24 protein-coding genes, 1 tRNA gene and 1 pseudogene are annotated in these 22,025 nt (G+C 66.3%); 15 read left to right on the top strand and 11 right to left on the bottom strand.

The features are described 5' to 3' along the window. Positions 1 to 31 precede the first annotated feature (31 nt). The 3 genes from mutS to NBT81_RS16535 all read left to right on the top strand — a co-directional run bounded on the left by mutS (position 32) and on the right by NBT81_RS16535 (position 4,260). Positions 32 to 2,677, top strand: a complete 2,646-nt coding sequence (gene mutS / locus NBT81_RS16545) for a DNA mismatch repair protein MutS (RefSeq protein ID WP_338739990.1) — start codon at positions 32 to 34, stop codon at positions 2,675 to 2,677. Positions 2,678 to 2,740: 63 nt separating this feature from the next. Next, entirely contained in the window at positions 2,741 to 3,325 is a 585-nt protein-coding gene (locus NBT81_RS16540) for an NAD(P)/FAD-dependent oxidoreductase (RefSeq protein WP_338739989.1), read from the top strand. Positions 3,326 to 3,375: 50 nt separating this feature from the next. Next, positions 3,376 to 4,260 (top strand): RimK family alpha-L-glutamate ligase, encoded by an 885-nt coding sequence (locus NBT81_RS16535; RefSeq protein WP_338739987.1) that lies wholly within the window; start codon positions 3,376 to 3,378, stop codon positions 4,258 to 4,260. A 3-nt stretch (positions 4,261 to 4,263) separates the two neighbouring features. Here NBT81_RS16535 and NBT81_RS16530 read toward each other — a convergent pair whose 3' ends face one another. After that, positions 4,264 to 4,656, bottom strand: coding sequence for an Hsp20/alpha crystallin family protein (locus NBT81_RS16530; RefSeq protein ID WP_338739985.1), 393 nt, complete (start codon positions 4,654 to 4,656; stop codon positions 4,264 to 4,266). Positions 4,657 to 4,780: 124 nt separating this feature from the next. On the opposite strand from NBT81_RS16530, the gene NBT81_RS16525 reads away from it, so the two are divergent. Further along, positions 4,781 to 5,995, top strand: a complete 1,215-nt coding sequence (locus NBT81_RS16525) for a phosphoglycerate kinase (protein WP_338739984.1) — start codon at positions 4,781 to 4,783, stop codon at positions 5,993 to 5,995. Here the strand turns inward: NBT81_RS16525 and NBT81_RS16520 are convergent. Then, positions 5,992 to 7,017, bottom strand: coding sequence for a type II glyceraldehyde-3-phosphate dehydrogenase (locus tag NBT81_RS16520; RefSeq protein ID WP_338739983.1), 1,026 nt, complete (start codon positions 7,015 to 7,017; stop codon positions 5,992 to 5,994). The two genes, NBT81_RS16525 and NBT81_RS16520, sit on opposite strands and share 4 nt — an antisense overlap. A 152-nt stretch (positions 7,018 to 7,169) precedes the next feature. Here NBT81_RS16520 and NBT81_RS16515 point away from each other — a divergent pair, with 152 nt between their 5' ends. From NBT81_RS16515 to NBT81_RS16500, 4 genes are all read left to right on the top strand, one after another. After that, on the top strand, positions 7,170 to 8,135 hold the full coding sequence (locus NBT81_RS16515) for an aminopeptidase (protein ID WP_338739982.1): 966 nt from the start codon (positions 7,170 to 7,172) through the stop codon (positions 8,133 to 8,135). Between the two features lie 89 nt (positions 8,136 to 8,224). Beyond that, positions 8,225 to 8,887: an HVO_0476 family zinc finger protein gene (locus NBT81_RS16510; protein ID WP_338739981.1), complete on the top strand. Its 663-nt coding sequence runs from the start codon at positions 8,225 to 8,227 to the stop codon at positions 8,885 to 8,887. Between the two features lie 4 nt (positions 8,888 to 8,891). Next, a complete protein-coding gene (locus NBT81_RS16505) occupies positions 8,892 to 9,524 on the top strand; it encodes a protein-L-isoaspartate(D-aspartate) O-methyltransferase (protein WP_338739980.1) in 633 nt (210 codons plus the stop codon). 42 nt (positions 9,525 to 9,566) lie between these two features. Beyond that, the gene (locus tag NBT81_RS16500) at positions 9,567 to 10,340 is read left to right on the top strand and encodes a protein-L-isoaspartate O-methyltransferase family protein (RefSeq protein ID WP_338739979.1); all 774 of its coding nucleotides are present in this window, start codon (positions 9,567 to 9,569) and stop codon (positions 10,338 to 10,340) included. 69 nt (positions 10,341 to 10,409) lie between these two features. On the opposite strand, the gene NBT81_RS16495 is transcribed toward NBT81_RS16500, so the two are convergent. After that, positions 10,410 to 10,853, bottom strand: coding sequence for a DUF7382 domain-containing protein (locus NBT81_RS16495; RefSeq protein WP_338739978.1), 444 nt, complete (start codon positions 10,851 to 10,853; stop codon positions 10,410 to 10,412). A 76-nt stretch (positions 10,854 to 10,929) separates the two neighbouring features. Between NBT81_RS16495 and NBT81_RS16490 the strand changes: the two genes are divergently transcribed. Further along, complete coding sequence (locus NBT81_RS16490) at positions 10,930 to 11,793, top strand: ATP-binding protein (protein WP_338739977.1); 864 nt, start codon at positions 10,930 to 10,932, stop codon at positions 11,791 to 11,793. Here the strand turns inward: NBT81_RS16490 and NBT81_RS16485 are convergent. From NBT81_RS16485 to NBT81_RS16475, 3 genes and pseudogenes are all read right to left on the bottom strand, one after another. Next, a pseudogene (locus NBT81_RS16485) lies at positions 11,771 to 12,259 on the bottom strand (IS630 family transposase); the annotation flags it as partial. The gene NBT81_RS16490 and the pseudogene NBT81_RS16485 sit on opposite strands and share 23 nt — an antisense overlap. 71 nt (positions 12,260 to 12,330) lie before the next feature. After that, a complete protein-coding gene (locus tag NBT81_RS16480; RefSeq protein WP_338739297.1) occupies positions 12,331 to 12,840 on the bottom strand; it encodes an IS630 family transposase in 510 nt (169 codons plus the stop codon). Positions 12,841 to 12,876: 36 nt separating this feature from the next. Beyond that, positions 12,877 to 13,122 (bottom strand): hypothetical protein, encoded by a 246-nt coding sequence (locus NBT81_RS16475; protein ID WP_338739976.1) that lies wholly within the window; start codon positions 13,120 to 13,122, stop codon positions 12,877 to 12,879. 590 nt (positions 13,123 to 13,712) lie between these two features. On the opposite strand from NBT81_RS16475, the gene NBT81_RS16470 reads away from it, so the two are divergent. Next, entirely contained in the window at positions 13,713 to 13,862 is a 150-nt protein-coding gene (locus tag NBT81_RS16470) for a hypothetical protein (protein ID WP_338739974.1), read from the top strand. A 265-nt stretch (positions 13,863 to 14,127) separates the two neighbouring features. Next, entirely contained in the window at positions 14,128 to 14,274 is a 147-nt protein-coding gene (locus NBT81_RS16465) for a DUF7563 family protein (protein ID WP_338739972.1), read from the top strand. 157 nt (positions 14,275 to 14,431) lie between these two features. On the opposite strand, the gene NBT81_RS16460 is transcribed toward NBT81_RS16465, so the two are convergent. Continuing rightward, on the bottom strand, positions 14,432 to 14,611 hold the full coding sequence (locus NBT81_RS16460; protein ID WP_338739971.1) for a hypothetical protein: 180 nt from the start codon (positions 14,609 to 14,611) through the stop codon (positions 14,432 to 14,434). A gap of 154 nt (positions 14,612 to 14,765) precedes the next feature. Between NBT81_RS16460 and NBT81_RS16455 the strand changes: the two genes are divergently transcribed. Then, positions 14,766 to 15,059 carry a HalOD1 output domain-containing protein gene (locus NBT81_RS16455; RefSeq protein ID WP_338739970.1) on the top strand — a complete coding sequence of 98 codons (294 nt, stop codon included), beginning with the start codon at positions 14,766 to 14,768 and terminating at the stop codon, positions 15,057 to 15,059. 19 nt (positions 15,060 to 15,078) lie between these two features. Here the strand turns inward: NBT81_RS16455 and NBT81_RS16450 are convergent, their stop codons facing one another. After that, positions 15,079 to 15,330: a glutaredoxin family protein gene (locus NBT81_RS16450; RefSeq protein ID WP_338742580.1), complete on the bottom strand. Its 252-nt coding sequence runs from the start codon at positions 15,328 to 15,330 to the stop codon at positions 15,079 to 15,081. Between the two features lie 330 nt (positions 15,331 to 15,660). Between NBT81_RS16450 and ppk1 the strand changes: the two genes are divergently transcribed. Further along, on the top strand, positions 15,661 to 18,042 hold the full coding sequence (ppk1, locus tag NBT81_RS16445; RefSeq protein WP_338739969.1) for a polyphosphate kinase 1: 2,382 nt from the start codon (positions 15,661 to 15,663) through the stop codon (positions 18,040 to 18,042). 6 nt (positions 18,043 to 18,048) lie between these two features. Here the strand turns inward: ppk1 and NBT81_RS16440 are convergent, their stop codons facing one another. From NBT81_RS16440 to NBT81_RS16430, 3 genes are all read right to left on the bottom strand, one after another. Beyond that, positions 18,049 to 18,735, bottom strand: coding sequence for a metallophosphoesterase family protein (locus NBT81_RS16440; protein WP_338739968.1), 687 nt, complete (start codon positions 18,733 to 18,735; stop codon positions 18,049 to 18,051). Between the two features lie 371 nt (positions 18,736 to 19,106). Next, positions 19,107 to 19,496 carry a hypothetical protein gene (locus NBT81_RS16435; protein ID WP_338739967.1) on the bottom strand — a complete coding sequence of 130 codons (390 nt, stop codon included), beginning with the start codon at positions 19,494 to 19,496 and terminating at the stop codon, positions 19,107 to 19,109. A 421-nt stretch (positions 19,497 to 19,917) separates the two neighbouring features. After that, positions 19,918 to 19,990 (bottom strand) — tRNA-Asp (locus tag NBT81_RS16430). Positions 19,991 to 20,238: 248 nt separating this feature from the next. On the opposite strand from NBT81_RS16430, the gene NBT81_RS16425 reads away from it, so the two are divergent. Next, positions 20,239 to 20,469, top strand: coding sequence for a DNA-directed RNA polymerase subunit H (locus NBT81_RS16425; RefSeq protein ID WP_338739966.1), 231 nt, complete (start codon positions 20,239 to 20,241; stop codon positions 20,467 to 20,469). Next, positions 20,466 to 22,025, top strand: coding sequence for a DNA-directed RNA polymerase subunit B'' (locus NBT81_RS16420; protein WP_338739965.1), 1,560 nt, complete (start codon positions 20,466 to 20,468; stop codon positions 22,023 to 22,025). Before NBT81_RS16425 ends, NBT81_RS16420 begins: the two co-directional genes overlap by 4 nt.

Raw genomic sequence — 22,025 nt, 5'->3', positions numbered from 1 at the left:
CGTTTTACCCGCCCACGGCAGGAGAGTGGGTATGACCGCCGACGGAATCGTGGGTGAGTTCCTCGCCCTGAAGTCGGAGACGGACGCCGATCTGCTGGCGATGCAGTGTGGCGACTTCTACGAGTTCTTCGCCGAAGACGCCGAGTTCGTCGGCGACGAACTCGATCTGAAGGTGTCGGAGAAATCTTCCCACGGGTCGACGTACCCGATGGCCGGCGTGCCGGTCGACGACCTGACGCCCTACCTGAAAGCGCTGGTGGAGCGTGGTTACCGGGTCGCCGTCGCCGACCAGTACGAGACGTCGGACGGCCACGCCCGCGAGATAACCCGTGTCGTCACCCCCGGGACCTTGCTGGAGACGACGGATCCGACCGCGCAGTTCCTGGCGGCCGTCGTCGCCGTCGACGACCGCTACGGCCTCGCCTTCGTCGACGTGACGACCGGCGCGTTCCGCGTCACGTCGACGGAGGCGGCGGCGACGGCGCGGGCCGAACTCCACCGGTTCGACCCCGCCGAGGTCCTGCCGGGGCCGACGCTCCGCGAGGACGATGCCGACGCCGACCTCTTGAGCGGCGTCCGGGAGGCCTCGGTGACCGACCACGATCCGGCGGCGTTCGCCCCCGGACGGGCCGAGCGCAGACTCCGGGATCACTTCGGCGACGCCGCTCTGGAGAGCGTCGGCCTCGACGACCGCGCCGCCGTCGCCGCCGCGGGTGCCGCCCTCGCGTACGTCTCCGAGACGGGTGTCGGCGTCCTCGAGGCGCTGACCCGTCTACAGGCGTACGACCCCGGCGACCATCTGAACCTCGACGCGACGACCCAGCGCAACCTCGAACTCGTCGAGACGATGCACGGCGACCGCGAGGGATCGCTGCTCGCGACGGTCGACCACACGGTGACGAGCGCCGGGCGGCGACGCCTCGAGGAGTGGGTGACGCGCCCCCGACGCGACCGGGGTGTAATCGACTGCCGGCTGGACGGCGTGGCGGCGCTGGTCGAGGCGACGCTCGCCCGCGACCGGGTGCGGGAGGTCCTCGGCGACGCCTACGACCTCGAACGCCTCGCGGCGCGAGCAACCAGCGGAAGCGCCGACGCGGACGACCTGCTCTCGGTCCGGGACACGCTCGCCGTCCTGCCGGCACTCGCCGACGCGGTCACCGACTCTCGGCTCTCCGACTCGCCGCTGCCGGAGGTCGTCGACCGTCCCGACGCGGAGGCCGCGGCGACGCTTCGGGCGGCGTTGGACGACGCGCTCGTCGAGGACCCACCGGGGACGGTCACGGAGGGTGGCCTCTTCCGCCGGGGGTACGACGACGACCTCGACGACTTGCTCGACCGGTACGAGGAGGCCCGCGAGTGGCTTGACGGCTTGGCCGACCGCGAGAAGGCCCGCACGGACATCACGCACCTGCAGGTCGACCGCAACAAGACCGACGGCTACTACATCCAAGTGGGGAACTCCGAGACCGACGCGGTTCCCGACGACTACCGCGAGATCAAGACGCTCAAGAACTCCAAGCGGTACACCACCGACGAACTCGCCGAGCACGAACGGGAGCTGTTTCGACTGGAGGACGCCCGGGGCGACCTGGAGTACGACCTCTTCCGTGACCTGCGCGACCGGGTGGCGGCCCACGCCGACTGCCTACAGGACGTCGGTCGGACGCTGGCGACGGTCGACGCCTTGGCGTCGCTCGCCACCCACGCCGCGGGCAACGACTGGTGTCGCCCCGAGGTGGTCGAACCGGGACCGCTCGTCGTCGAGGCCGGTCGCCACCCGGTGGTCGAGCGGACGACGGAGTTCGTCCCCAACGACCTCGAACTCGACGAGGAGCGGGGCTTTCTGCTCGTCACCGGCCCCAACATGTCCGGCAAGTCGACGTACATGCGCCAGGCAGCGCTGATCGTCCTGCTGGCACAGGCCGGAAGCTTCGTCCCCGCCCGCTCCGCCACCGTGGGCGTCGTCGACGGCATCTACACGCGCGTGGGCGCGCTCGACGAACTCGCCGGCGGCCGGTCGACGTTCATGGTCGAGATGGCGGAGTTGAGCAACATCCTCCACTCGGCCACCGAGGAGTCGTTGGTCGTCCTCGACGAGGTGGGGCGGGGGACCGCCACCTACGACGGCATCTCCATCGCGTGGGCGACGACGGAGTACGTCCACAACGAACTCGGCTGTAAGTGTCTGTTCGCGACCCACTACCACGAACTGACGGCGCTCGCCGACCACCTCCCGCGCGTCGAGAACGTCCACGTCGCCGTCGCCGGCGACGACGACGGCGACGAGGACATCACGTTCCTCCGAACGGTCGAGGAGGGGGCGTCGAACCGGAGTTACGGCGTCCATGTCGCCGACTTGGCGGGCGTCCCCTCGCCGGTCGTCGACCGGTCCCGGGAGGTGCTCGACCGACTCCGCGAGGACCGGGCCATCGAAGCCCGGGGGACGGAGACGGGATCCGGGGCAGAAACGGGGGAGACGACACAGGCGGTGTTCGATCTGAGCGCCGGCGAGTTCGGCTCGGAGTCGACCGACGGCGGCGGCGGTGGCGACGCCCTCGACCCCGAGACGGAGGCAGTGCTCTCGGAACTCGAGGCGACGTCGGTCGCCGAGACGTCGCCCGTCGACCTCATGTCCCGGGTCCGCGAGTGGCAGGAGCGCCTCGACGACGGGGGGTGACGCGTCGGCAAAACCGGGTCCGGCGGAGCCATCTATTTCAGGCAGGGCGGTGATTGTGCCGACATGACGTCAGTAATCGTCGTCGGCGGCGGTCCCGCCGGCCTGAGTGCGGCGCTGTTCGCGGCCAAGAACGGACTCGACGCGACGGTCTTCGACACGGACGAGACGTGGATGCACAAGGCCCACCTGTTCAACTACCCCGGTATCGGCTCCATCGGCGGCAGCGAGTTCATGGGCGTGACGCGCCAGCAGGTCGACGACTTCGGTGTCGACCGCCGACAGGGCGAGGAAGTGACCGGCGTCTCGGCCGACGGCGATGGCTTCGCCGTGACGACCGACGACGGCGAGTACGAGGCGTCGTATCTGGTGTTGGCGACGGGTGCCGATCGGAGTCTCGCCGAGGACCTCGGCTGTGCGACGACCGACGAGGGCGTCGTCGACGTGGGCGTCGACATGGAGACGAGCGTCGCGGACGCCTACGCGACGGGCGCGATGGTGCGCGCCGAGGAGTGGCAGGCCGTCATCGCGGCCGGCGACGGGGCGGCGGCGGCGCTGAACATCCTGAGCAAGGAGAAAGGCGAGCACTTCCACGACTTCGACGTGCCCGCCGACGCCACCGAGGCGTTCGGCGCGATGGTCGACGAGTAGACCCCGCCGATCCGCGCACTTTTGTCGCCACACCCCTCACCGGGTGACACATGCTCCGCCTCGCGGTGACGACCCGGGCCGAAACCTTCGACCGCCTGCGAGAGCCCCTCGCCGAGCGCGGTATCGAGGTGGCACACCTCCCCGCGGAGGGGCGAACGATCGACCTCACCGCCCCGCCCGAGGACGGATTCGACGCCGGCTTCGTCTTCCCGTCGCGGACGCCGGAGGGGACGGCGCTGTCGGCGCTGTACGGCCTCCCGTGGGTGAACGACCGCGGCGCCGTGCGAACCTCGCGCAACAAGGGCGGCGTGATCGCGACGCTCGGAGCCACCGGTCTCCCGGTTCCGAAGACGACGATGGTGTCGAACCCCGTCGACGAGGCCGCCGTCGTCGACGCGGTCGAGGGGTTCTCGTGGCCGGTCGTGATCAAGCCCAACTCGACGACGCGAGGGGTCGGCGTCGCGAAGGCGACGGACCTCGACTCGCTTCTCGGCGTCGTCGACTACCTGGATCTGATCCACGACTACCGCGCGACGGGCGACAAGACGTTCCTCCTGCAAGAGTACCTCCCCGACGCCCGCGACTACCGGGTGATGGTCGTCGACGGGGCGTACGCCGGCGCGGTGGAGCGTCGCCTCCCCGACTCCGACCGGTCGGCCGGTCGGTGGAAACACAACGTCCACCGCGGGGCGGCGGCGCGGGGCGTCGACCTCCCGGCCGATCACCGCCGACTCGCGGAACGGGTGGCCGAGACGCTCGGCGTGCCGTATCTGGGCGTCGACCTTCTGGTGACCGACGACCGAGTCGTCGTCGCGGAGACGAACGCGCGGCCGACGGTCGACACCGCGACGAAGTACGTCCCCGAGTTCTACGACCGGCTGGCGGGGCTGATCCGGCGAACGGCGGAGTCGGGCGACGGAACCGAGAACGGGTAGGTCCTATTCGACGTCGATGGCGGCGGAGTCGTCGACCGCGTCCATGGTCACCTGCAGGACGCCGTTGTTGAAACTGGCCGACGCGGAGTGTTCGTCGACGCGAGTCGGTAGGCGGATGCGCTCGTCGTACTCGCGGCGGGGAGAGGCGGCGCTGATCGTGAGCGTCTTCCCGTCACACTTCAGGTCGATACCGTCCTTGTCGACGCCGGGCAGGTCGGCGACGAGTCGAATTCGGCCGTCCTCTTCGTAGATGTCGACGTGGGTCTCCGAGCCGAACCCCGCGTCGTGGCCGACGCCGGCATCGGCACCGTTGCCGGTACCGGTCATCTCGTTCATCATCCGTTCGATCTCGTCGAAGATGTCGCCGAACGGGTCGTCGCGGTCGTCGCCTCTCATGGCCCACCATTAGCCGCTCCCGGTCAAAAACTTTCTGTCGGCTCGCCACGCCACGATGTGACATGATCGTTCGGGGTGAATCGGCCGTTTGAAATACTCGACCCGCTATCGGGGAGACGAGGAAATGTTCGAGACGCTCGACGACATCGAGTCCGGAAACCGCGTCCTCGTCCGGGTCGACCTCAACTCGCCGGTCGAGGACGGCATCGTCAAGGACAACCGACGGTTCTCCCGGCACGCCAAGACCGTCCGGGAACTCGTCGACGCCGGGCATCGTGTCGTCGTCATGGCTCACCAGGGCCGACCGGGTCGGGACTCCTTCGTCTCACTCTCCCAACACGCCGACATCCTGGCCGAACACGTCGGCGCGCCCATCCACTTCGTCGACGACGTCTACGGTGAATCGGCGGTCGAGGCCATCCGCGGCCTCGACGCCCGCGAAGCGCTCCTCCTAGAGAACGTCCGGATGACCGACGACGAACTCCCCGAACGCGACCCGTCGGTCCACGCCGACAGCGCCTTCGTCCGAACCCTTGCCCCGGAGTTCGACTGCTACGTCAACGACGCCTACTCGGCGGCCCACCGCGCCCACGCCTCGCTGGTCGGCTTTCCCCTCGTCCTCCCGGCCTACGCCGGGCGCGTCATGGAGGCGGAGTACGAGGCCAACACCAGCATCGCCAACCGCGAGTTCGACGGGCAAGTGACGATGGTGCTCGGCGGCGCGAAGGCGACCGACGTCATCGACGTGATGACCGCCCTCGACGAGGCCATCGACCACTACCTGTTGGGCGGCATCGTGGGCGAGCTCTTCTTGCGGGCCGCGGGTCACGACGTCGGCTACGACGTCGACGGGACGGAGCTGTACGACCACCAGTGGGAGGCCAACGAGGAGCGCATCCGGGAACTGGTCGCCGAACGTGGCGACCGCATCCTCCTCCCCACCGACTTGGCGAGCGAGCGAGACGGCGAACGAACCGAGTTCGCCGTCGACGGCGTCCGGAAGGACCACCCCTTCCTCGACGTCGGATCGGACACCGTCGACCGGTACGGGGCCGTCATCGAGGACTCGTCGGTCGTGTTCGTGAAGGGGGCCCTCGGCGTCTTCGAGGACGAACGGTTCGCCGACGGCACCGTCGGGATCCTCGAGAGCATCGCCTCGACCGACTGCTTTTCGGTCGTCGGCGGGGGCGACACCTCCCGTGCGATCGAACTGTACGGTATCGACGAGGACTACTTCTCGCACGTCTCCATCGCGGGCGGGGCGTACGTCCGGGCGCTCACCGGCGAGTCGCTCCCCGCGGTCGACGCGCTCTGTCGCAACCGGGACGACCGGGGTTAGCCCCGGTAGTCGAGGCCGATCCCCATCGACTCCTCGGTCGTCGTCATGCTCGCCTCGGCGTCGGCGTCGCCCCGCAGTGCCCGGACGGCGTCGACGTTCTCGGGCACCACGTCGCTCTCTTGGTGGATCGCCTGGAACAGGTAGCAGTCCCGCCCCTCGACGGTGATCGACTCCTCCCAGATGCAGTTCTCCCAGAGGTCGCCCCGCGGCCGGCCGGCGTCGTCGGCGAACTCCTTGAGTTTGCCCGCGCCGTCGATGTCGGCGCCCGGCGGGACGAGAAAGAGTCGTCGTTCGTCCTCGAACAGGTCGATCACGTCCGCGGCGTCGACCGCCTCTTCGAGCGTCACGTTGACGCTGTGGGTGTGCATCAGCGTCGCCGGCACCTTCATCCCCAGCGTGTCGATGTCGACGTCGGGGAGGATCGTGTTCACGTCCGGACCGTGGTGGGAGGGGATGGTCACCGGGTCGGGGAGGATGTCGTCGATCGGTCCGCGTCCGGTCTGTCCGGGGTCGCCGCCCCGTCGAACCAGCGTGACGCGAGCCTTCTCGACGCCGTACGTCTCGTCGAGGGGTGTGAGGATCCGGGAGAGTCCCGTCGTGTTACAGGAGACGACGCGGGCCGAGTCGGCCCCGACCGCCTCGGCGTAGTTGCCCCGCGCGTTGAAACTCACGTCGGCGACGTCGGCGTCTTCGCCGCCCTGGAAGACCGCGGGCGTGTCGTGGTCGGCGTAGAGCGCGCGGTTCTCCGCGCCGATGCCCGAGGGCGTGCAGTCGACGACGACGTCCGACGCCGCTACCAGGTCGTCGACGGTGCCCGCGAGGGCGAGACCCTCCTCCTCGAACCGGTCGGCGCGGTCCGGCACCGCAGCGTACAGCGGATAGCCCTTGCGCGCGGCCGTCTCGGCCTCGAAGTTCGGCCGCGTCTTGGCGACGCCCACGAGCTCCATATCCGGTTGTGCGACGACCGCATCAGCGACGCGTTTGCCGATGGTGCCGTACCCGTTGACGCCCACCTGTGTCATACCGCGCAGTCGACGACCGACGGGGATAATCGTTTCGAGCCTCGTTGCCCGACTCGGACGGCCACACGCGCCGTCGAGGGCCGACCACCGCCCTGTGACCACCCCCGCGGTGGAGGGTAAGGGCTAACGGGCCCGCAGTCCTGTGTCCTCGTATGTCGGATCCGCTCTACGCCGCCGCCGAGACGGCGATCCACCAGTGTATGGCCCTCGAGGCCGGGGAGTCCTGTGCCGTCGTCACCGACGACGACCGCCTCCCCATCGGCGAGACGCTCTACGACGTCGCCAGCGACGTGACCGACGATACCGTCCTCCTGCGGTACCCGCCGGGCGAGCAACACGGCACCGAACCGCCCGCGCCGGTGGCGGCCGCGATGGCCGACGCCGACGTCGTCCTCGCACCGACGACCAAGAGCCTGAGCCACACCCGCGCCCGACAGGGAGCGACCGACGCCGGCGCGCGTGCCGCGACCCTACCCGGAATCACCGAGGACGTGATGATCGCCGGCCTCGACGCCGACTACGCGGTCATCGAGCGCCACTGCCTGTCCGTCCTCGAACAGGTCGCCGACGCCGACGAGATTCGCGTGACGACCCCCGCGGGGACGGACCTCGTCGTCGAACCCGGCGACCGGGAGTGGCTCTCGGATACGGGACTGGTCCACGACCCCGGCGACTTCTCGAACCTGCCCGCCGGCGAGACCTTCGTCAGTCCCGAGACGGCCGACGGGACGTACGTCGTCGACGGGACGATGATGCCCCACGGCCTCCTCGACGATCCGATCCGGTTCGAGGTCGAGGACGGCCACGTCACGCACATCTCCGACGACGCGGTTCGCGAACAGGTCGATCGGGCCCGCGCGGACGTCGGCCGCGACGCCACCAACCTCGCCGAACTCGGCATCGGGACGAACGTCGGCGTGACGGCGTTGATGGGCTCGGTGCTCCTGGACGAGAAGGCCGCGGGGACGGTCCACGTCGCCATCGGCGACGACGCGGGCATCGGCGGCGACGTCGAGGCACCCCTTCACCTCGACGGCATCCTCTGCGATCCGACGGTGTACGCCGACGGCGACGTGATCGACCTTCCGGAACCCGATCCGGAAGCGGAGGCCGCGTAGTCTCCCGCTCTCCCACGCGCCGTGTCGCCCCGTGGCGTGGCGCGTACCGGAAGGGCGGATTTTTACCGTCTGACCGGTTACGACTCGGTATGACACATCCCGGCCCCGACGCGGGCGACCGCGTCGCCCTCGCCTGTCCCTCCTGTTCGACCGAGGGGACGACGGTCCACGAGGTACTGAAACCCGGCGGTCAGGTCACCGTCCGGTGTACGGACTGCGACCACGTCCACAAGGAGCGCTACGAACCGCCACGAGAGACGACCGTCGACGTCGTCGTCTCGCAGGGCGAGGAGTCGACCTCGACGACGCTCGACCTCCCCGACGGGGAGACGGTCGCCGTCGGCGACGAGTTCGTCGTCGACACGCCCGAGGCGATCATGCAGGTCCGGCTCACGTCGATCGAGGTCGGCGACGACAGCCGCGTCGAGGAGGCCGCCGTCGAGGACGTCGCCACGCTCTGGAGTCGCGCCGTCGACAACGTCCGCGTCAACGTGACGATCCACCCCAACGACGGCCGCGAGGACGCCTCCCGGAGCGTCGCGGTCGCGGTCCCCGGCGATCACGAGTTCGTCGTCGGCGAGACGGCAGCATTCGCCGACGAGGAGTTCGAGATCACGGGCGTGCAGGTCCGCGACGACGCTCCGGAGTACCGCTTCGAGAAACTCGACCACGAGGGCGATTCCGTCTTCGCCAAGGACGTCAAGCGAGTGTACGCCCGCGACGCCACGTCGGCCGCCTGGTCGCCGTGGTAGGGACATGGGTTTCGACAGTGCCCGATCCGACCTGGTCGATCGCTTGCTCGACGCCGGGCGGATCGACCGCCCGGCCACCGAACGAGCGTTGCGTGCCGTCCCCCGTCACGAGTTCGTTCCGGTATCCCGTCGCGAGGCGGCCTACGAGGACCGCCCGCTCCCGATCGGCGAGGGACAGACCATCAGCGCCCCCCACATGGTGGCGGTGATGAGCGACCTGCTCGCGCCCGACCCCGGTGACCGGATCCTCGAGGTCGGTACCGGGTGTGGCTACCACGCCGCCGTGACGGCCGAAATCGTCGACGACACGGTGTACAGCGTCGAGGTCGAACGGGCGCTCGCCGACCGAGCGCGCGACCGTTTCGACCGACTCGGCTACGACGTTCGCGTCCGAGTCGGCGACGGGTTCGACGGGTGGCCTGCCAAAGCCCCCTACGACGGCGCGTACCTCACCTGCGCCCCGGAGTCGGTCCCCGATCGAATCGTCGAGCAGGTCCGTCCGGGTGGCCGGATCGTCGCTCCCGTCGGCCGCGACCGACAGGAACTCCTCCGTCTGACCCGCCGGGCCGACGGCGGCATCGACCGCGAGACCCACGGCGGCGTCCGGTTCGTCCCGATGCGCTCGCCCGACGACTGACGGAGCGTACGGTTCATAAGCGCTCGCTCCCGAGTGTCGGATATGGATCCTGCGGTGTTGCGCGAGGACATGGTCGACGGCGTCGCCCACGCCCTCGACGGCCTCGACGAACGGTTGGGAACGGCCATGCGGACGGTCCCGCGCGGGGCGTTCGTCGAGGATCGGCCCTACGACAACCGCGACGGCGACCACGCCGGCAGCGACGTGCTGGCCCCGGAACTGGTCGCCCGGCTGGTCGGTGCCCTCGACGCGGACCCGGCGGACGACGTACTCGTCGTCGGTGTCGGCGTCGGCTACACGTCGGCGCTTCTGGCCGAACTCGTCGGCGAACGGCACGTTCACGCCGTCGACATCGTTCGCCGTCTCGTCCTCGACGCCCGGCGCAATCTCGGCGAGGCGGGCTACGACGGCGTCCTCGTCGACCGCCGCGACGGTGCGGACGGCCTCCCGGAGTACGCCCCCTTCGACCGCGTGCTCGTCGAGGCGGCGGCGGTGCGTCCGCCCCGCGCCCTCCTCGACCAACTCGCCCCCGACGGTCGACTGGTGATGCCGATGGGTCTGCCCGAGGCGACGCTCGTCGCCGTCGAGGCCGACGACTCACCGGAGGGGTTTGCCGTCGTCGAGGAGTTCGGGGCGGCGACGCTCGCACCGCTCCTCGTCGAGGGCGAACAGCCCGACGGCGTCGCGCGCAACCGGACCGAGCGCGAGGACCGCGAGTTCGAGCGCCAAGGCTACTTCGCCCCGACGGGCTGGGAGCAGAACTGGATCGACTGGGACGACCGACTCGACGGCGGGCGGGGCCACCGTCGGCGGTGACGCGTCACGGCATCGTACCGACGAGCGCCGCCACGGACGAGTCACCCTCCCGTGTGTCGCCGTCGGGGCCTACTCCCGCACCACGAGCACCTTCGTGTTCCCCCGCCGATCGACGTAGCCGCTCCCCGCGGGCGGTTTCACCTCGATCAGTAGCGTCCCCTCGTCCTGATTCGGTCTGAGCGCCGGCGTCGCCGAGACGGTTGCGACTCCGTTCTCGTCGGTGGTCGCGGTCCGGACGCCACTCAAGTCGGCGCTCCCGCTTTTCACCAGTACCGTCGCGTCCGCGACGGCAGTTCCGTCCGCGCCGACGACTGTGAGTTCGATCGACCGGTCGCCCGGTTCGACCACCTCCGGTTCGGGGCGCACGTCGAGTTCCGTCGTCGACAGCCCCTGAATTCCGGTCAGCATGTTCATCATCACACTCAGGCTTGCGACACCGATGACCAGCGCGATGACCAGCCTGATCGGCAGCCCCTCGATCGCTCGGCGGTCCGCTCGGAACGCGTCGAACATGGGCCGGGCTGGTCCCGGCTCTCCACTTGAACCTCCGGACGCGGATTTATGAGCGATGGGGCGATCAGCCCGGACCGTGCACGTACTCGGACGCGACGGCCGGACGGAGGGGACCGCCGCACGCCTCGGCACTTACCGCGCCGCCGACGGGAGCGACGGCGCGGCGGTCGGATTGGATCTGGATGGCCCTCACGCGGCGCTCGTGGTCGGCAAGCGTGGCTACGGCAAGTCCTACACGCTGGGCGTCCTCGCGGAGGACGCGGCGCGCGCCCCGGGCGTCGCGCCCGTGGTGATCGACCCGATGGGCGGGTTCGACGGTCTCGCGGCCGGGTCGGTGGTCCCGGCGCGTGTCGTCGACTCGCCCGCGGTCCCCGCGTCGACGCTCCCGGCGGCGGCCTGGCCGGACCTGTTCGATCTCTCCCCGACAGACCCCGTCGGGGCAGTGCTGTGGGAGGCCGCGGCCGCGGCCGACACGCTAGACGGGATGGCGACCCACGTCGAGGCGGCCGGCGTCGACGCCGGCGTTCGACGGGCCGCCCGGAACCACCTCACGCTCGCCGACTCGTGGGACGTGTTCGACGCCGACGGCCTCGACGCCACAGCGCTTCTCTCCGGCGAGGCAACCGTCCTCGACTGCTCGACGCTCGGCGACCGCGCCGCGTCGGTCCTGATCCACGCCGTCGCGTCGGGGCTGTACGCGGCCTGTGTCGACGGTCGCCCGTCGCGACTTCCCTGGGTGTTCCTCGACGAGGCTCACGCCGCCTTCGACGGCGTCGCGTCGTCGGCGCTGGAGACGCTGTTGACCCGCGGTCGGACGCCGGGCGTCTCGCTGATCGCCGCCACCCAGCGTCCCGGCGCCCTGCCGACGACGGCCGTCTCGCAGGCCGACCTGTTGGTCGCCCACCGACTCATAGTGTTTAGTTCGAATCTTTACCGGTGAGATACGGCCAGATGTTCGGTTCGGTGATCGCGCTCAATCCTCGTGGAATGCATTCTTTCAGCGTCGAGAGATCTGGCATAAGGCGATACTTGAACCACTCTTGCAATTGGTCCCAGCACCCTTCGACAGCGTTCAATTCGGGAAGTTTCGACGGGAAGTACCACACTTCGAGATCATCCCCTCGCACGCACGAGACCGAACTGTCTCCGACAGTTTCGGTCTCGCGCTCACCACTCACGTGCTCCCACAGATCCCTCGCGTAGAAGTAACCCGCTCGATCCAGAAACACCACTAACTCCTCACCGAACTTGTCTTTCAGCGCTTCTAACAGCCGAATCCCGTGGTTCCGTGTGAGATTCTCTTCTGTCCAGCAGAAGAAGCTGTCACCGTCGTCGGTGACAGCGCCCAGCACCGTCACTGAATCCCACGCTGTTGCAACCTCTATTGTCGGGTTTGAGCCAATTGGGTAGAAGCCACGTCGCTGAACAGTTCCGACGTGCTTGGTGAACTGATCGACAACAACGACAGTTTTCTCGGTTAGTTCGGGCCGTTTTTTTCGACTGTCTCCTGAAACTCAGTTTTCTCTTCAGGGTCGGCTTCATGATGTTGAGGCCGTGCTGTCCGCAAGGACAGCCCGGCCTCTTTCAACAAGTCATACGCGTAGGTTTCGTGGTATTCGACGCCGTATTCCTCTTTGGCGTGATGAAGCAAGAGTTTCGCTGACCACGCTTGCTGGTCGTATCCGAGTTCGGTCGGCGGCTGTTGCAACTGCTCGAACAGTCGCTCACGATCTTTGCCCTCGATTTTTGCTGGACCTCCTGGTCGAGGAGCGTCGTAAGGTGCCTGCTCGATCGGTTCTTCCTTGAACCGATCGAGCCAGTTGCGAATCGTTTTCTCGACAACACCGTGGCGGTCAGCCAGTGTATCCAGTTGATCGCCCTTCTTGCGCCCGATCGCCGCGAGAACACGTTCTCGCGGCTTCCCTTCGTCGATCTGGTCCTTGAGATCGTAGAGTTCTTCGAGCGTGATATCGTCAAGCCGACCCATTACCAACGCCAGCGTCTCTATCGGTAAAACAGTTCCCTAGACACTATCACTGCGGGCGACGACGTCGCGGCGCTGTCGGCGGCCACCCCGACGTATCTCGAGGGGCGGCTTCGTGACCGACTTCCCGCCGAACCCGGCGAGGCCGTCGTCGTCGACGACGCCACCGAGTCGGTCCACGGCGTCCGGATCCGGGAGCGGGAGACGCCCCACGGCGGCGCGGACCCACGGGCGAGCGAACGCGTCGATCAGGCCGACTCCAGCGACGCCCCACAGTCCGAGCACTCGCCGTCGACGACTGGAACCGGTGCCTTACACTCCGGGCAGAACTCCACGTAGCAGGTTCGCTCGCCCATGATCGTGCGTTCGAGCGACGCGGTCAAAAGGGTGGGGACGCGCGGCCGATCCGGATGGACTGTCTCGGTCCTGTCGGCTCCGTGCCCGCCGGGAATCTCCGTCTACTTAGGTGATCGTTCGGCTTACGGGTGGGTATGGACTGGCTCACAGACGGCGACCGGCAACGCACCTCCGAGTTCGTTTCGACGACGACTCGGATGTCCTCTATAGTAGCCTTTGTAAGTCATCACACACCTGATCGCATGACTGCGTTCGATCAGGTGTGCGGACAGTTACAAACGCTACTATAGGAGCAGGGCGTCGGTCCGAAGGGGACGTTCTTCCCCGTCCGCGCCGCGGGGTGAGCGCCTACTACGACGCCGGTCTACCGCCGCCGGCAGTCCGGCGGCTGTGGATACCTCCGAACGGGGAACTGTGTTCGTCTCCGCTGAGGACTGTTCACGCCGGATCTCGACAAGTAACGCCGCGCCACCGATCCGGAAGTCACCCATCGCGTCCTCTACTACGCCGACCTCAATATGGCGTTCGCGCTCGACCAGTTGCTCGGCGAACTCGACGGGGTGGATCCCGTGACCGACTGCCGGTCCGACCCCGCCGGATCGGACGACGGCCGACCCACCGACAGGGTGGCCGCCGACCGCCTCGAATCGCTCGGCTACCTGAGATAGAGCCCACGTTCCTCATCGCCACCCGCTGAGCTCTCCCGTCGAGCACCGACCGACGGCGACGCGCCGGCGACACCCGAGCGTTCTCCCGATTAATCACAACCCCGATCCTCACGAAAATGTCACCGTTTGATTGTTTTTCCGTCCCGTTCATCAGTCGCCGCTTCCACCGGCTGGAAGTCACATGGTACGAAACTATCCCACTACGAGGCGTCGAAACGCGTACAGCCCCGTTCCGATCCACCGACCCACTCGTGTCACCTGACCCATGCCCGAGTGCAACCGATGTGGGTCGTTCGTCACGCCCCGCTTCACCCGCGTCTTCGGGAACAACGAGGACACCGTGTACGGCTGTCGCGACTGTCTGCCGGTTTCGGCGCTGATCGCCGGTGGTGCGTCGCGAGACGGGGTTTGAACGTCCTTTCGGTCCCGGGGCACGCCAACTGTCCCGCTCGATCCATCTGCCGACTCCCGCCGGACGAGCCACCCACTCCCCTCGCTGGCCACGCCCCTCCTCGCCGCCGTCGATACGTCCCCGACCCGATCACCACGACCGGTCACCTACCGTACTCTTACCGCGCGCTCGTCGCACCGTACCGCACGACCCCGGCTGGATCAGCGTCGACCCGACGGTTCATCTTCCTGATGGCTCGCCGGTCACCGCGGGCGACGGCGGCGAACCGATCGGTCGCCGGAACTTCGGCACCGTCGTCGGTCTGGGGGCGAAGACCGGCATCAACACCAGCGTCCAACCGGGCGTCGTCCTCTCGACCGACTCGTGGACCGCCCCCGGCGACGTCGTCGACGCCGATCGGTAACGGGGAACCGGCCGATACCCCACGATGTGACCCGAATCCTCACAATACTACTATGTTCTCTGGAGTGTATGAACGTCACACGAACACGATGGACGGTTTCGAGCCGCCGGATCGCGACGAACCGATCGCCGAGTCGCAGTACGAGTGGTCGACGACGCGCCCCTCCGCAGCGGTCGTCGAGACGGTCGCCGAGGTGACCGATCGTGAGACGACCGCGTTCGGTCCGCTGAACGCGGCCGTCGATCCGGACGCACTGGACGTACTCGTCCGGGAGAGCGAGTCGGCCGCCACCGACGAGACGGTCGTCTCCTTCCTCTTCGACGAGTTTCGGGTCGTCGTGCGTGGTCGTGGGGACGTCGTCCTTCGGGCTCCGTCGGACTGACCCGATCCGACGACCACGGTCACGCCTCGGCGAACAGCGACCGGATCTCCTCGTCGTCGATCCGGTATTTGAACGCGGGGCGACCGTCGACGACCACGTACGGGACGCGGTCGCCGTACTCCGCCCGAAGTTGTGGATCCGTGTCGACGTCTATCGTCTCGACATCGACGCCGGTTCCGGTCTCGTCGGCGACACGCCGGATGGTCGTCAGTGCCTCGTCACAGAGGTGGCAGTTCTCGCGCGTGTAGAGGGTGATGGAGACGTCGGACATGGGTTCGTTCTGGTCGTCCGGCTGGATCGGCGCTCGCGCGACCGCTCGTCCGCCCACGCGAGTTCGGCGTCGTCCCCGTCTTCGGTGGCCGTCCCGACAGTCCTTTCGGTCGCTTCCACCTCGGCCGCCGCTATCCTCGCGGAGCGTTCCGACTCACGACGAATATATATCCGATAATATGTCTATCAATCGGGTTACTTGTACCTGGATCGGCTTTCACCACCCGAGTCACGAGCAAACGCTATCGGACTACACCAATATGATTGCTTACTTACACTCCTACCCGGCCGGCGTTCGGTACTGGACAGATTTCTTCCCGAAGGTGATTGTGTGAGCGACCCCGATCCGAGAAACTCCGAGTACTACCTCAACCGAGAGCTCTCCGAACTCAAATTCCAGGAGCGCGTGCTCCGTGAGGGGATGGATGCGCGCAATCCGCCCCTCGAACGACTTCGATTTCTCGCCTTTTTCACCAAGAACACCGACGAGTTCTTCATGAAACGCGTCGGTGGGCTCAAACAACAGATCGATGCCGGCGTGACCGAGACGACGCCGGACGGTCGGACACCAAAACAACAGTGGCGGGAGGTGCTCGACTCCGCCCGCCCGCTCTTTCAACAGCAGTCCGAATACTGGCAGACGGTTCTGGAACCGGCGCTCGCGGACGACGGGATCGAAATCCGTACGCTGGAGGAACTTCCGGCAGCCAAGCGAGACGAACTGCGGACATGGTTCGAGGAGTCGATCTTGCCGACGCTGACGCCACTCGCGTTCGACCCGGCCCACCCCTTCCCTTTCATCTCGAACCTCTCGCTCTCCCTCGCCGTGCTTTCATCGGACGAGGACGGCGAGCGGACGTTCACCCGAATCAAAATCCCGTCGAACCAACCCCGGCTGATAGACGTCCCCGGGGAGACCGGCCGGTACGTCCTCATCGAGGACCTCATCGAGCGCAATCTCGATCTCCTCCTCCCCGGCCTCGACATCCGTGACGTATCGAAGTTCAAGGTGACCCGGAACGCCGAAGTCCGTCGTAACGAGGAAGTCGCGGAGGACCTGATCGACATGGTCGAGGAAGTGCTGGAACAGCGCCGCTTCGCGACGATCGTCCGCCTCGAGGTCGACTCGGATATGCCCGACGAATCGCTCTCGATCCTCAAAGAGCATCTCGGCGTGGACGACCGAGAGGTGTTCTATCGGGACGGACCGATCGATTTCGAGGACTTCTTCACGCTCGTCGATCTCGACCGCCCCGAACTCAAATTCCCGTCTTGGACGCCGAAGGCACACCCCCGATTGGGAGCGACGAGCGACACGCAGGAGATGGATATCTTCCGCGAGATTCGCAACGGCGATATCCTCGCCCACCACCCGTATCACTCGTTCGAGGGGACCGTCCAGCGGTTCCTCGACGCGGCGGCGAACGATCCCGACGTGCTCGCGGTGAAGGCAGCCATTTACCGGACTGCGAGCGATTCGAAGGTCATCCAGAGCCTCATCGACGCCGCCGCCAACGGCAAACAGGTGGCGGTGATGGTCGAACTCAAAGCCCGGTTCGACGAGAAGAACAACCTCGAGTGGGTCCGACAACTCGAAGAGGAGGGTATTCACGTCGCGTACGGGACCGTCGGACTGAAGACACACACCAAAACTGCCCTCGTCGTCCGCCAGGAGGACGACGGCGTCCAACTCTACTCACACGTCGGCACGGGAAACTATCACTCCGAAACCGCGAAGGGGTACTCCGATCTGGGGTTGTTGACCGCCGACCGGGACATCGGCCTCGACCTCACGAAGGTGTTCAACTTCTTCACCGGTCCGACGCTCGACGACCGCTTCCGAAAGCTCCTGATCGCCCCCGTGACGATGCGGGACCGATTCACGGAGATGGTCCGCCGGGAAGCCGACCACGCCCGCGCCGGTCGGCGAGCACGGATCGTCGTGAAAATAAACGGTCTCGAAGACCCGTCCATGGTCGAGGAACTCTACCGAGCTTCGATGGCTGGCGTCGAGATCGACCTGCTCGTCAGGGACATCTGTCGACTCCGGCCCGGAATAGCGGACCTGAGCGAGACGATCACCGTTCATTCGATCGTCGGCCGGTTCCTCGAACACGCCCGGATTTTCTACTTCGAGAACGGGGGAACACCCGAATGGTACATCGGGTCGGCCGACTGGATGACCCGAAACCTCGACCATCGAGTCGAGGCCGTCACCCCCGTCGAATCCACGGCGCTTCGCAGACAACTCCGGTTCATCCTCGAAGTGTCGCTCACGGATAACCGCCGTCGGTGGGTGATGCAACCCGACGGCAGTTACGAGCAGTCGTCGCCCGGCGACGAGCCGGTGCGGGACACGCAGGCAATCTTGATGGCCGCGACGGAGGCGGCACTCGACGGCGAACACGGACCTGGAATAGCGGTCGATACGGACCCCATCGACGCCGAACTCCTCGTCGAGGACGTTACCGAGGGTGATCGGGACGCCGAATCCGAATCCGAATCCGAGTCCGAGGAATCGGACGACGATACCGACGATGATCACACCCGTTCGGACGGAGGAGACGCGCCCGTGTTCGACACGCATGCCGATCGGTGGTACCGGCCCGAGAGCGAGACGTACGACTGGGCGGTTCGAACGGCCGACGGCGAGCGCCGCTATTTCAAAACTCGTGCCGGGGCACGTGACCGCCTTCGATCGGAGTACGAATAGCGGGGCTCAGACCGGGTTGACGACCTTCGAATCGGCGCGTTTCTGGTGTGTCGTCGCCGGGTCTACCGTGACGAACTCGTCGTTCCGGTAGTCGTACGCAGTGAGGGCTCCACCGTAGACACACCCGGTGTCGAGGCCGACGGCGTGGTCCCGTTCGACCGGGCGGTCGTGGACCGTGTGTCCGAAGAACACGCGGTACGGCCCGTCGTAGTCGTCGTACCAGAACGGCCCGTCGTACCCGTTGCCGCGTGGCGAACGCATCGTCAACAACTCCTCGACGGTGTGGTCGTCGAGGGGCCGAGCGGGGTCGACGCCACCGTGGACGACGAGTGCGTCGTCGAAGGAGATGGCCACGGGAAGCGCTTCGAAGTACGCCCGGTCCCCGTCCCGGAGCCACTCGGGGGTCTTGTCGCCGCGGACGATTTTCTGTTCGTTGTTCCCACGGATGCTCACGAGTCGGGGGTCGTCGCGGACGAGGTCGACGACGCCGGGGCTGTCCGGTCCCTTTCGGACGAGGTCACCGACGAACACGACGAGGTCGTCGTCGTTCAATTCGAGGTCTGCGAGGAGAGCTTCGAGCGCCTCCCGGCTTCCGTGGACGTCGCCGACGATGTAGACCGCACCGTGCGTCTCGATATCGAGTCGTTCGTGGTGTGCCTCGATGTCGTCTCCGAACTGTGGTACTGTATTCATGGCTTGAGTGAGTACTGTAGTCGCTAGCGACGTTCAACCTCTCCTATCTCACATTCCTGTTAATCGCTTTCTAATAGCGGACAATATCCCTATGTACCGTACGGACGGTCTCGACACTCTCCGTAGCAGGTGTAGCGTCTCGCTGTGGCACTCCGTCGGGATCGCGTTTCGGGTCGATCGTCGCTCGGCAGGTGGTTACGATAGAACCCGTCCGGAGCAGGATTTGGACCCCACAGTTTCGCTTTACCCCATAGTCCAAACCCCCGCTGTCTCCGAGATTGGACTCATCGGAGTCCGTTGCCGGTGGGTGAGCTCATGCGTATGACGTCTACTGATAGCCATCGGTCGATTCGCTACCGTTGCCGGTATCGTTATTCGATTTTGTCCTCGATTCGTCCCAAGTCCCGGATGAACTCCTCAGTGGCACCGTCCCTTTCGTCGTACATCCTGAGGGCGCACCCCACAACCGTGCCCTTTCCGTCCCGGTCAACGGCTTGTGACACGGCATAGACTGCCCGGTCGAACCGAGTTTCATCCCGCGTACGATATGCCCCGTTCTTCCCCCTCTTCAACGGCTCACCGTCACGGTTGAGGAACTCCTTCAGTATCATAAGTCGGTACTTGGGAGCTACTCGCCCCTGCCACAGGTCCGGAAAAACATCGTCCGCAGCGTCACCAACTTCTTTCGAGACCGGCTGGTTTTCGAACCTGTTTCCTAACCACTCATCTATTCCCACTTTCCTTGCACCCGTGTCTCCCAAACGTGCGTATTTAAAAAGAAGTTGGGTGCCAAAAGAAACGCCACTAGGGCCTAGCTCTGGACTGCTGATGAGTTTTGCTTCTCATGCGAGCAAACTTATTTATGCCACTATTCGACCATCGGTGTTCCTTCACAGGATGTACTCCGGCGGGCCTCGTCGTTCACTGCAGTCCTCACCCGTGACCGTACCGTTGGTGCATGGTCGCACGACCGGCTACTCGATGTATGCGCCATAGATTGATCCACAAAATGAGGATAGAGACGCTGAAAATACGGAGCGCCCGGAGCGGGATTTGAACCCGGAGGACTTCGCTCGCGGTGCTCGCTCGTCCTCAGGTACAAATCGCCGCTGTGGCGATTCGTTGCGACCGTGCCTCGCTCCTCGCTACGCTCGTCGCTCGGCAGTCAGTCGCAACAGAAAGCGCCCGGAGCGGGATTTGAACCCGCGTCACGACCGTGACAGGGTCGTATGATGGGCCACTACACCATCCGGGCCAACGCATCTACACCAACCCGGGACTGGGAAATAAGACTTGCCATCTCGAGACGCCGTGGGGACCGGTGTCGTGGGGCGTGGCGAAACGGCTTTGTATCGGCGGGGCGTGTGCCATGGTGTGACGCGCTCCCGGCGACGCGACGCCGTCGGCGGGTCGGTTAGCCCTGCTTCCCTCTTTTGACAAGGGTTAAATGGCTGTGTCTACAATAGCGCCGTAGTATCTCGTGATAACTTCTCCACTCCACACATGGTAGACGTAAGCCAACACAAACTGGTTCCGGAGCATACGGTCCTCGACGACCCGGACCGGGTCGACGAGGTCCTGTCGGAGTACAACGTCAGCAAAACCAACCTGCCGAAGATCACGGTGAGCGACCCGGCGCTCCCCGACGAGGCCGAACCGGGTGACGTCGTAGAGATCGTCCGCGACTCGCGAACGACGGACCGAGCAACCGTATACCGACTGGTGGTCGAATGAACCGAGAGAGTCGACGCACTATCTCGCGGGAGTACTTCTCGCAGGAACGACTCGCGGAGCACCACTTCCGATCGTTCAACGCCTTCCTGGACCGGGGGATGCAGGAAGTCGTCGACGAGAAGGAGCGCATCGAGACCGACATCGGCGACAAGGAGGGGCAGGAACCGGTGTTCGTCGAACTCGGCGACGTGCGCGTCGAGACGCCGCGGGTCCGCGAGGCCGACGGGAGCGAGGAACTTCTCTACCCTCAGGAGGCGCGTCTCCGCAACATCACGTACGCCGCGCCGGTGTTCATGGAGATGACCATCGTCCGCGGCGGCGAGGAGGAGGACGAAGTCGCGGTCGACACGACCGAGACGAAGGTCGGCCGGATGCCGATCATGGTCGGCTCCCGCAAGTGCAACATCGAGGGGCTGACGCGCGAGGAACTGATCGACATCGGCGAGGACCCCGTCGACCCCGGCGGCTACTTCATCGTCAACGGCTCCGAGCGGGTGCTGATGACGAGCGAGGACCTCGCGCCGAACAAGATCCTCGCGGAGTACGACACGAAGTACGGCGACGAGATCCAGGTCGCCAAGACGTTCAGCCAGCGCCGCGGCTACCGCGCACTCGTCCTCTGTGAGCGCAACCGCGAGGGGATCCTCGAAGTCTCCTTCCCCTCGGTGTCGGGGAGCATCAACTTCGTGACGCTGGTTCGGGCGCTCGGCCTCGAATCCGACGAGGAGATCGTCCACCGCGTCAGCGACGACCCCGAGATCGTGAAGTTCATGCTGGAGAATCTGGAGATGGCCGAGGTTCAGAGCGAGGAGGAGGCCATCGAGACGCTCGGTAAGCGCGTCGCCGGCGGCCAGGGGAAAAACTACCAGCTCAAGCGCGCCAACTACGTCATCGACCGCTACCTCCTGCCCCACCTCCACGAGGAGGGCATCGACGAGGAGGAGGTCCGCATCAACAAGGCGTACTACCTCTGCCGGATGGCCGAGGCGTGTTTCGAACTCGCCCTCGACCGTCGAGAGGCCGACGACAAGGACCACTACGCGAACAAGCGCCTGAAGGTCAGCGGTGACCTGATGCGGGACCTGTTCCGGACGGCGCTCAACAAACTGGCCCGCGACGTGAAGTACCAACTCGAACGCGCGAACATGCGTAACCGACAGCTGACGGTCAACACGGTCGTGCGATCGGACGTGCTGACCGAGCGGCTGGAACACCCCATCGCGACGGGCAACTGGGTCGGCGGGCGGTCGGGTGTCTCACAGTTGGTCGACCGGACGGACTACATGGGCGTGCTGTCACACCTGCGGCGCCTTCGCAGCCCGCTCAGTCGGTCCCAGCCCCACTTCGAGGCACGGGACCTGCACGCGACCCAGTGGGGTCGCATCTGCCCCTCCGAGACCCCGGAGGGACCGAACTGCGGTCTGGTGAAGAACTTCGCGCAGGCGATGGAGCTCTCCCAGAACGTGGAGGACGAACAGGGACTCAAGCGCGAACTGGCGTCGATGGGGGTCGAAGGCATCCCCGGAATCGAAGGCGTCGACTCGATGGCGGATTAA

Origin of the sequence: Haloplanus sp. CK5-1, assembly GCF_037201915.1 — an archaeon.
GTDB classification, from domain to species: Archaea; Halobacteriota; Halobacteria; order Halobacteriales; family Haloferacaceae; genus Haloplanus; species Haloplanus salilacus.
Note: the sequence above shows the minus strand (reverse complement) of the source record. Positions and strands in the feature narration are given on the sequence as shown.

Excerpts from the sequence above, each read along its gene's own strand:
- mutS (WP_338739990.1), top strand. The coding sequence starts at position 32 with ATGACCGCCGACGGAATCGTGGGTGAGTTCCTCGCCCTGAAGTCGGAG.
- NBT81_RS16540 (WP_338739989.1), top strand. The coding sequence starts at position 2,741 with ATGACGTCAGTAATCGTCGTCGGCGGCGGTCCCGCCGGCCTGAGTGCG.
- NBT81_RS16535 (WP_338739987.1), top strand. The coding sequence starts at position 3,376 with ATGCTCCGCCTCGCGGTGACGACCCGGGCCGAAACCTTCGACCGCCTG.
- NBT81_RS16530 (WP_338739985.1), bottom strand. The coding sequence starts at position 4,656 with ATGAGAGGCGACGACCGCGACGACCCGTTCGGCGACATCTTCGACGAG.
- NBT81_RS16525 (WP_338739984.1), top strand. The coding sequence starts at position 4,781 with ATGTTCGAGACGCTCGACGACATCGAGTCCGGAAACCGCGTCCTCGTC.
- NBT81_RS16520 (WP_338739983.1), bottom strand. The coding sequence starts at position 7,017 with ATGACACAGGTGGGCGTCAACGGGTACGGCACCATCGGCAAACGCGTC.
- NBT81_RS16515 (WP_338739982.1), top strand. The coding sequence starts at position 7,170 with ATGTCGGATCCGCTCTACGCCGCCGCCGAGACGGCGATCCACCAGTGT.
- NBT81_RS16510 (WP_338739981.1), top strand. The coding sequence starts at position 8,225 with ATGACACATCCCGGCCCCGACGCGGGCGACCGCGTCGCCCTCGCCTGT.
- NBT81_RS16505 (WP_338739980.1), top strand. The coding sequence starts at position 8,892 with ATGGGTTTCGACAGTGCCCGATCCGACCTGGTCGATCGCTTGCTCGAC.
- NBT81_RS16500 (WP_338739979.1), top strand. The coding sequence starts at position 9,567 with ATGGATCCTGCGGTGTTGCGCGAGGACATGGTCGACGGCGTCGCCCAC.
- NBT81_RS16495 (WP_338739978.1), bottom strand. The coding sequence starts at position 10,853 with ATGTTCGACGCGTTCCGAGCGGACCGCCGAGCGATCGAGGGGCTGCCG.
- NBT81_RS16480 (WP_338739297.1), bottom strand. The coding sequence starts at position 12,840 with ATGGGTCGGCTTGACGATATCACGCTCGAAGAACTCTACGATCTCAAG.
- NBT81_RS16470 (WP_338739974.1), top strand. The coding sequence starts at position 13,713 with ATGGCGTTCGCGCTCGACCAGTTGCTCGGCGAACTCGACGGGGTGGAT.
- NBT81_RS16465 (WP_338739972.1), top strand. The coding sequence starts at position 14,128 with ATGCCCGAGTGCAACCGATGTGGGTCGTTCGTCACGCCCCGCTTCACC.
- NBT81_RS16455 (WP_338739970.1), top strand. The coding sequence starts at position 14,766 with ATGGACGGTTTCGAGCCGCCGGATCGCGACGAACCGATCGCCGAGTCG.
- NBT81_RS16450 (WP_338742580.1), bottom strand. The coding sequence starts at position 15,330 with ATGTCCGACGTCTCCATCACCCTCTACACGCGCGAGAACTGCCACCTC.
- NBT81_RS16440 (WP_338739968.1), bottom strand. The coding sequence starts at position 18,735 with ATGAATACAGTACCACAGTTCGGAGACGACATCGAGGCACACCACGAA.
- NBT81_RS16425 (WP_338739966.1), top strand. The coding sequence starts at position 20,239 with ATGGTAGACGTAAGCCAACACAAACTGGTTCCGGAGCATACGGTCCTC.
- NBT81_RS16420 (WP_338739965.1), top strand. The coding sequence starts at position 20,466 with ATGAACCGAGAGAGTCGACGCACTATCTCGCGGGAGTACTTCTCGCAG.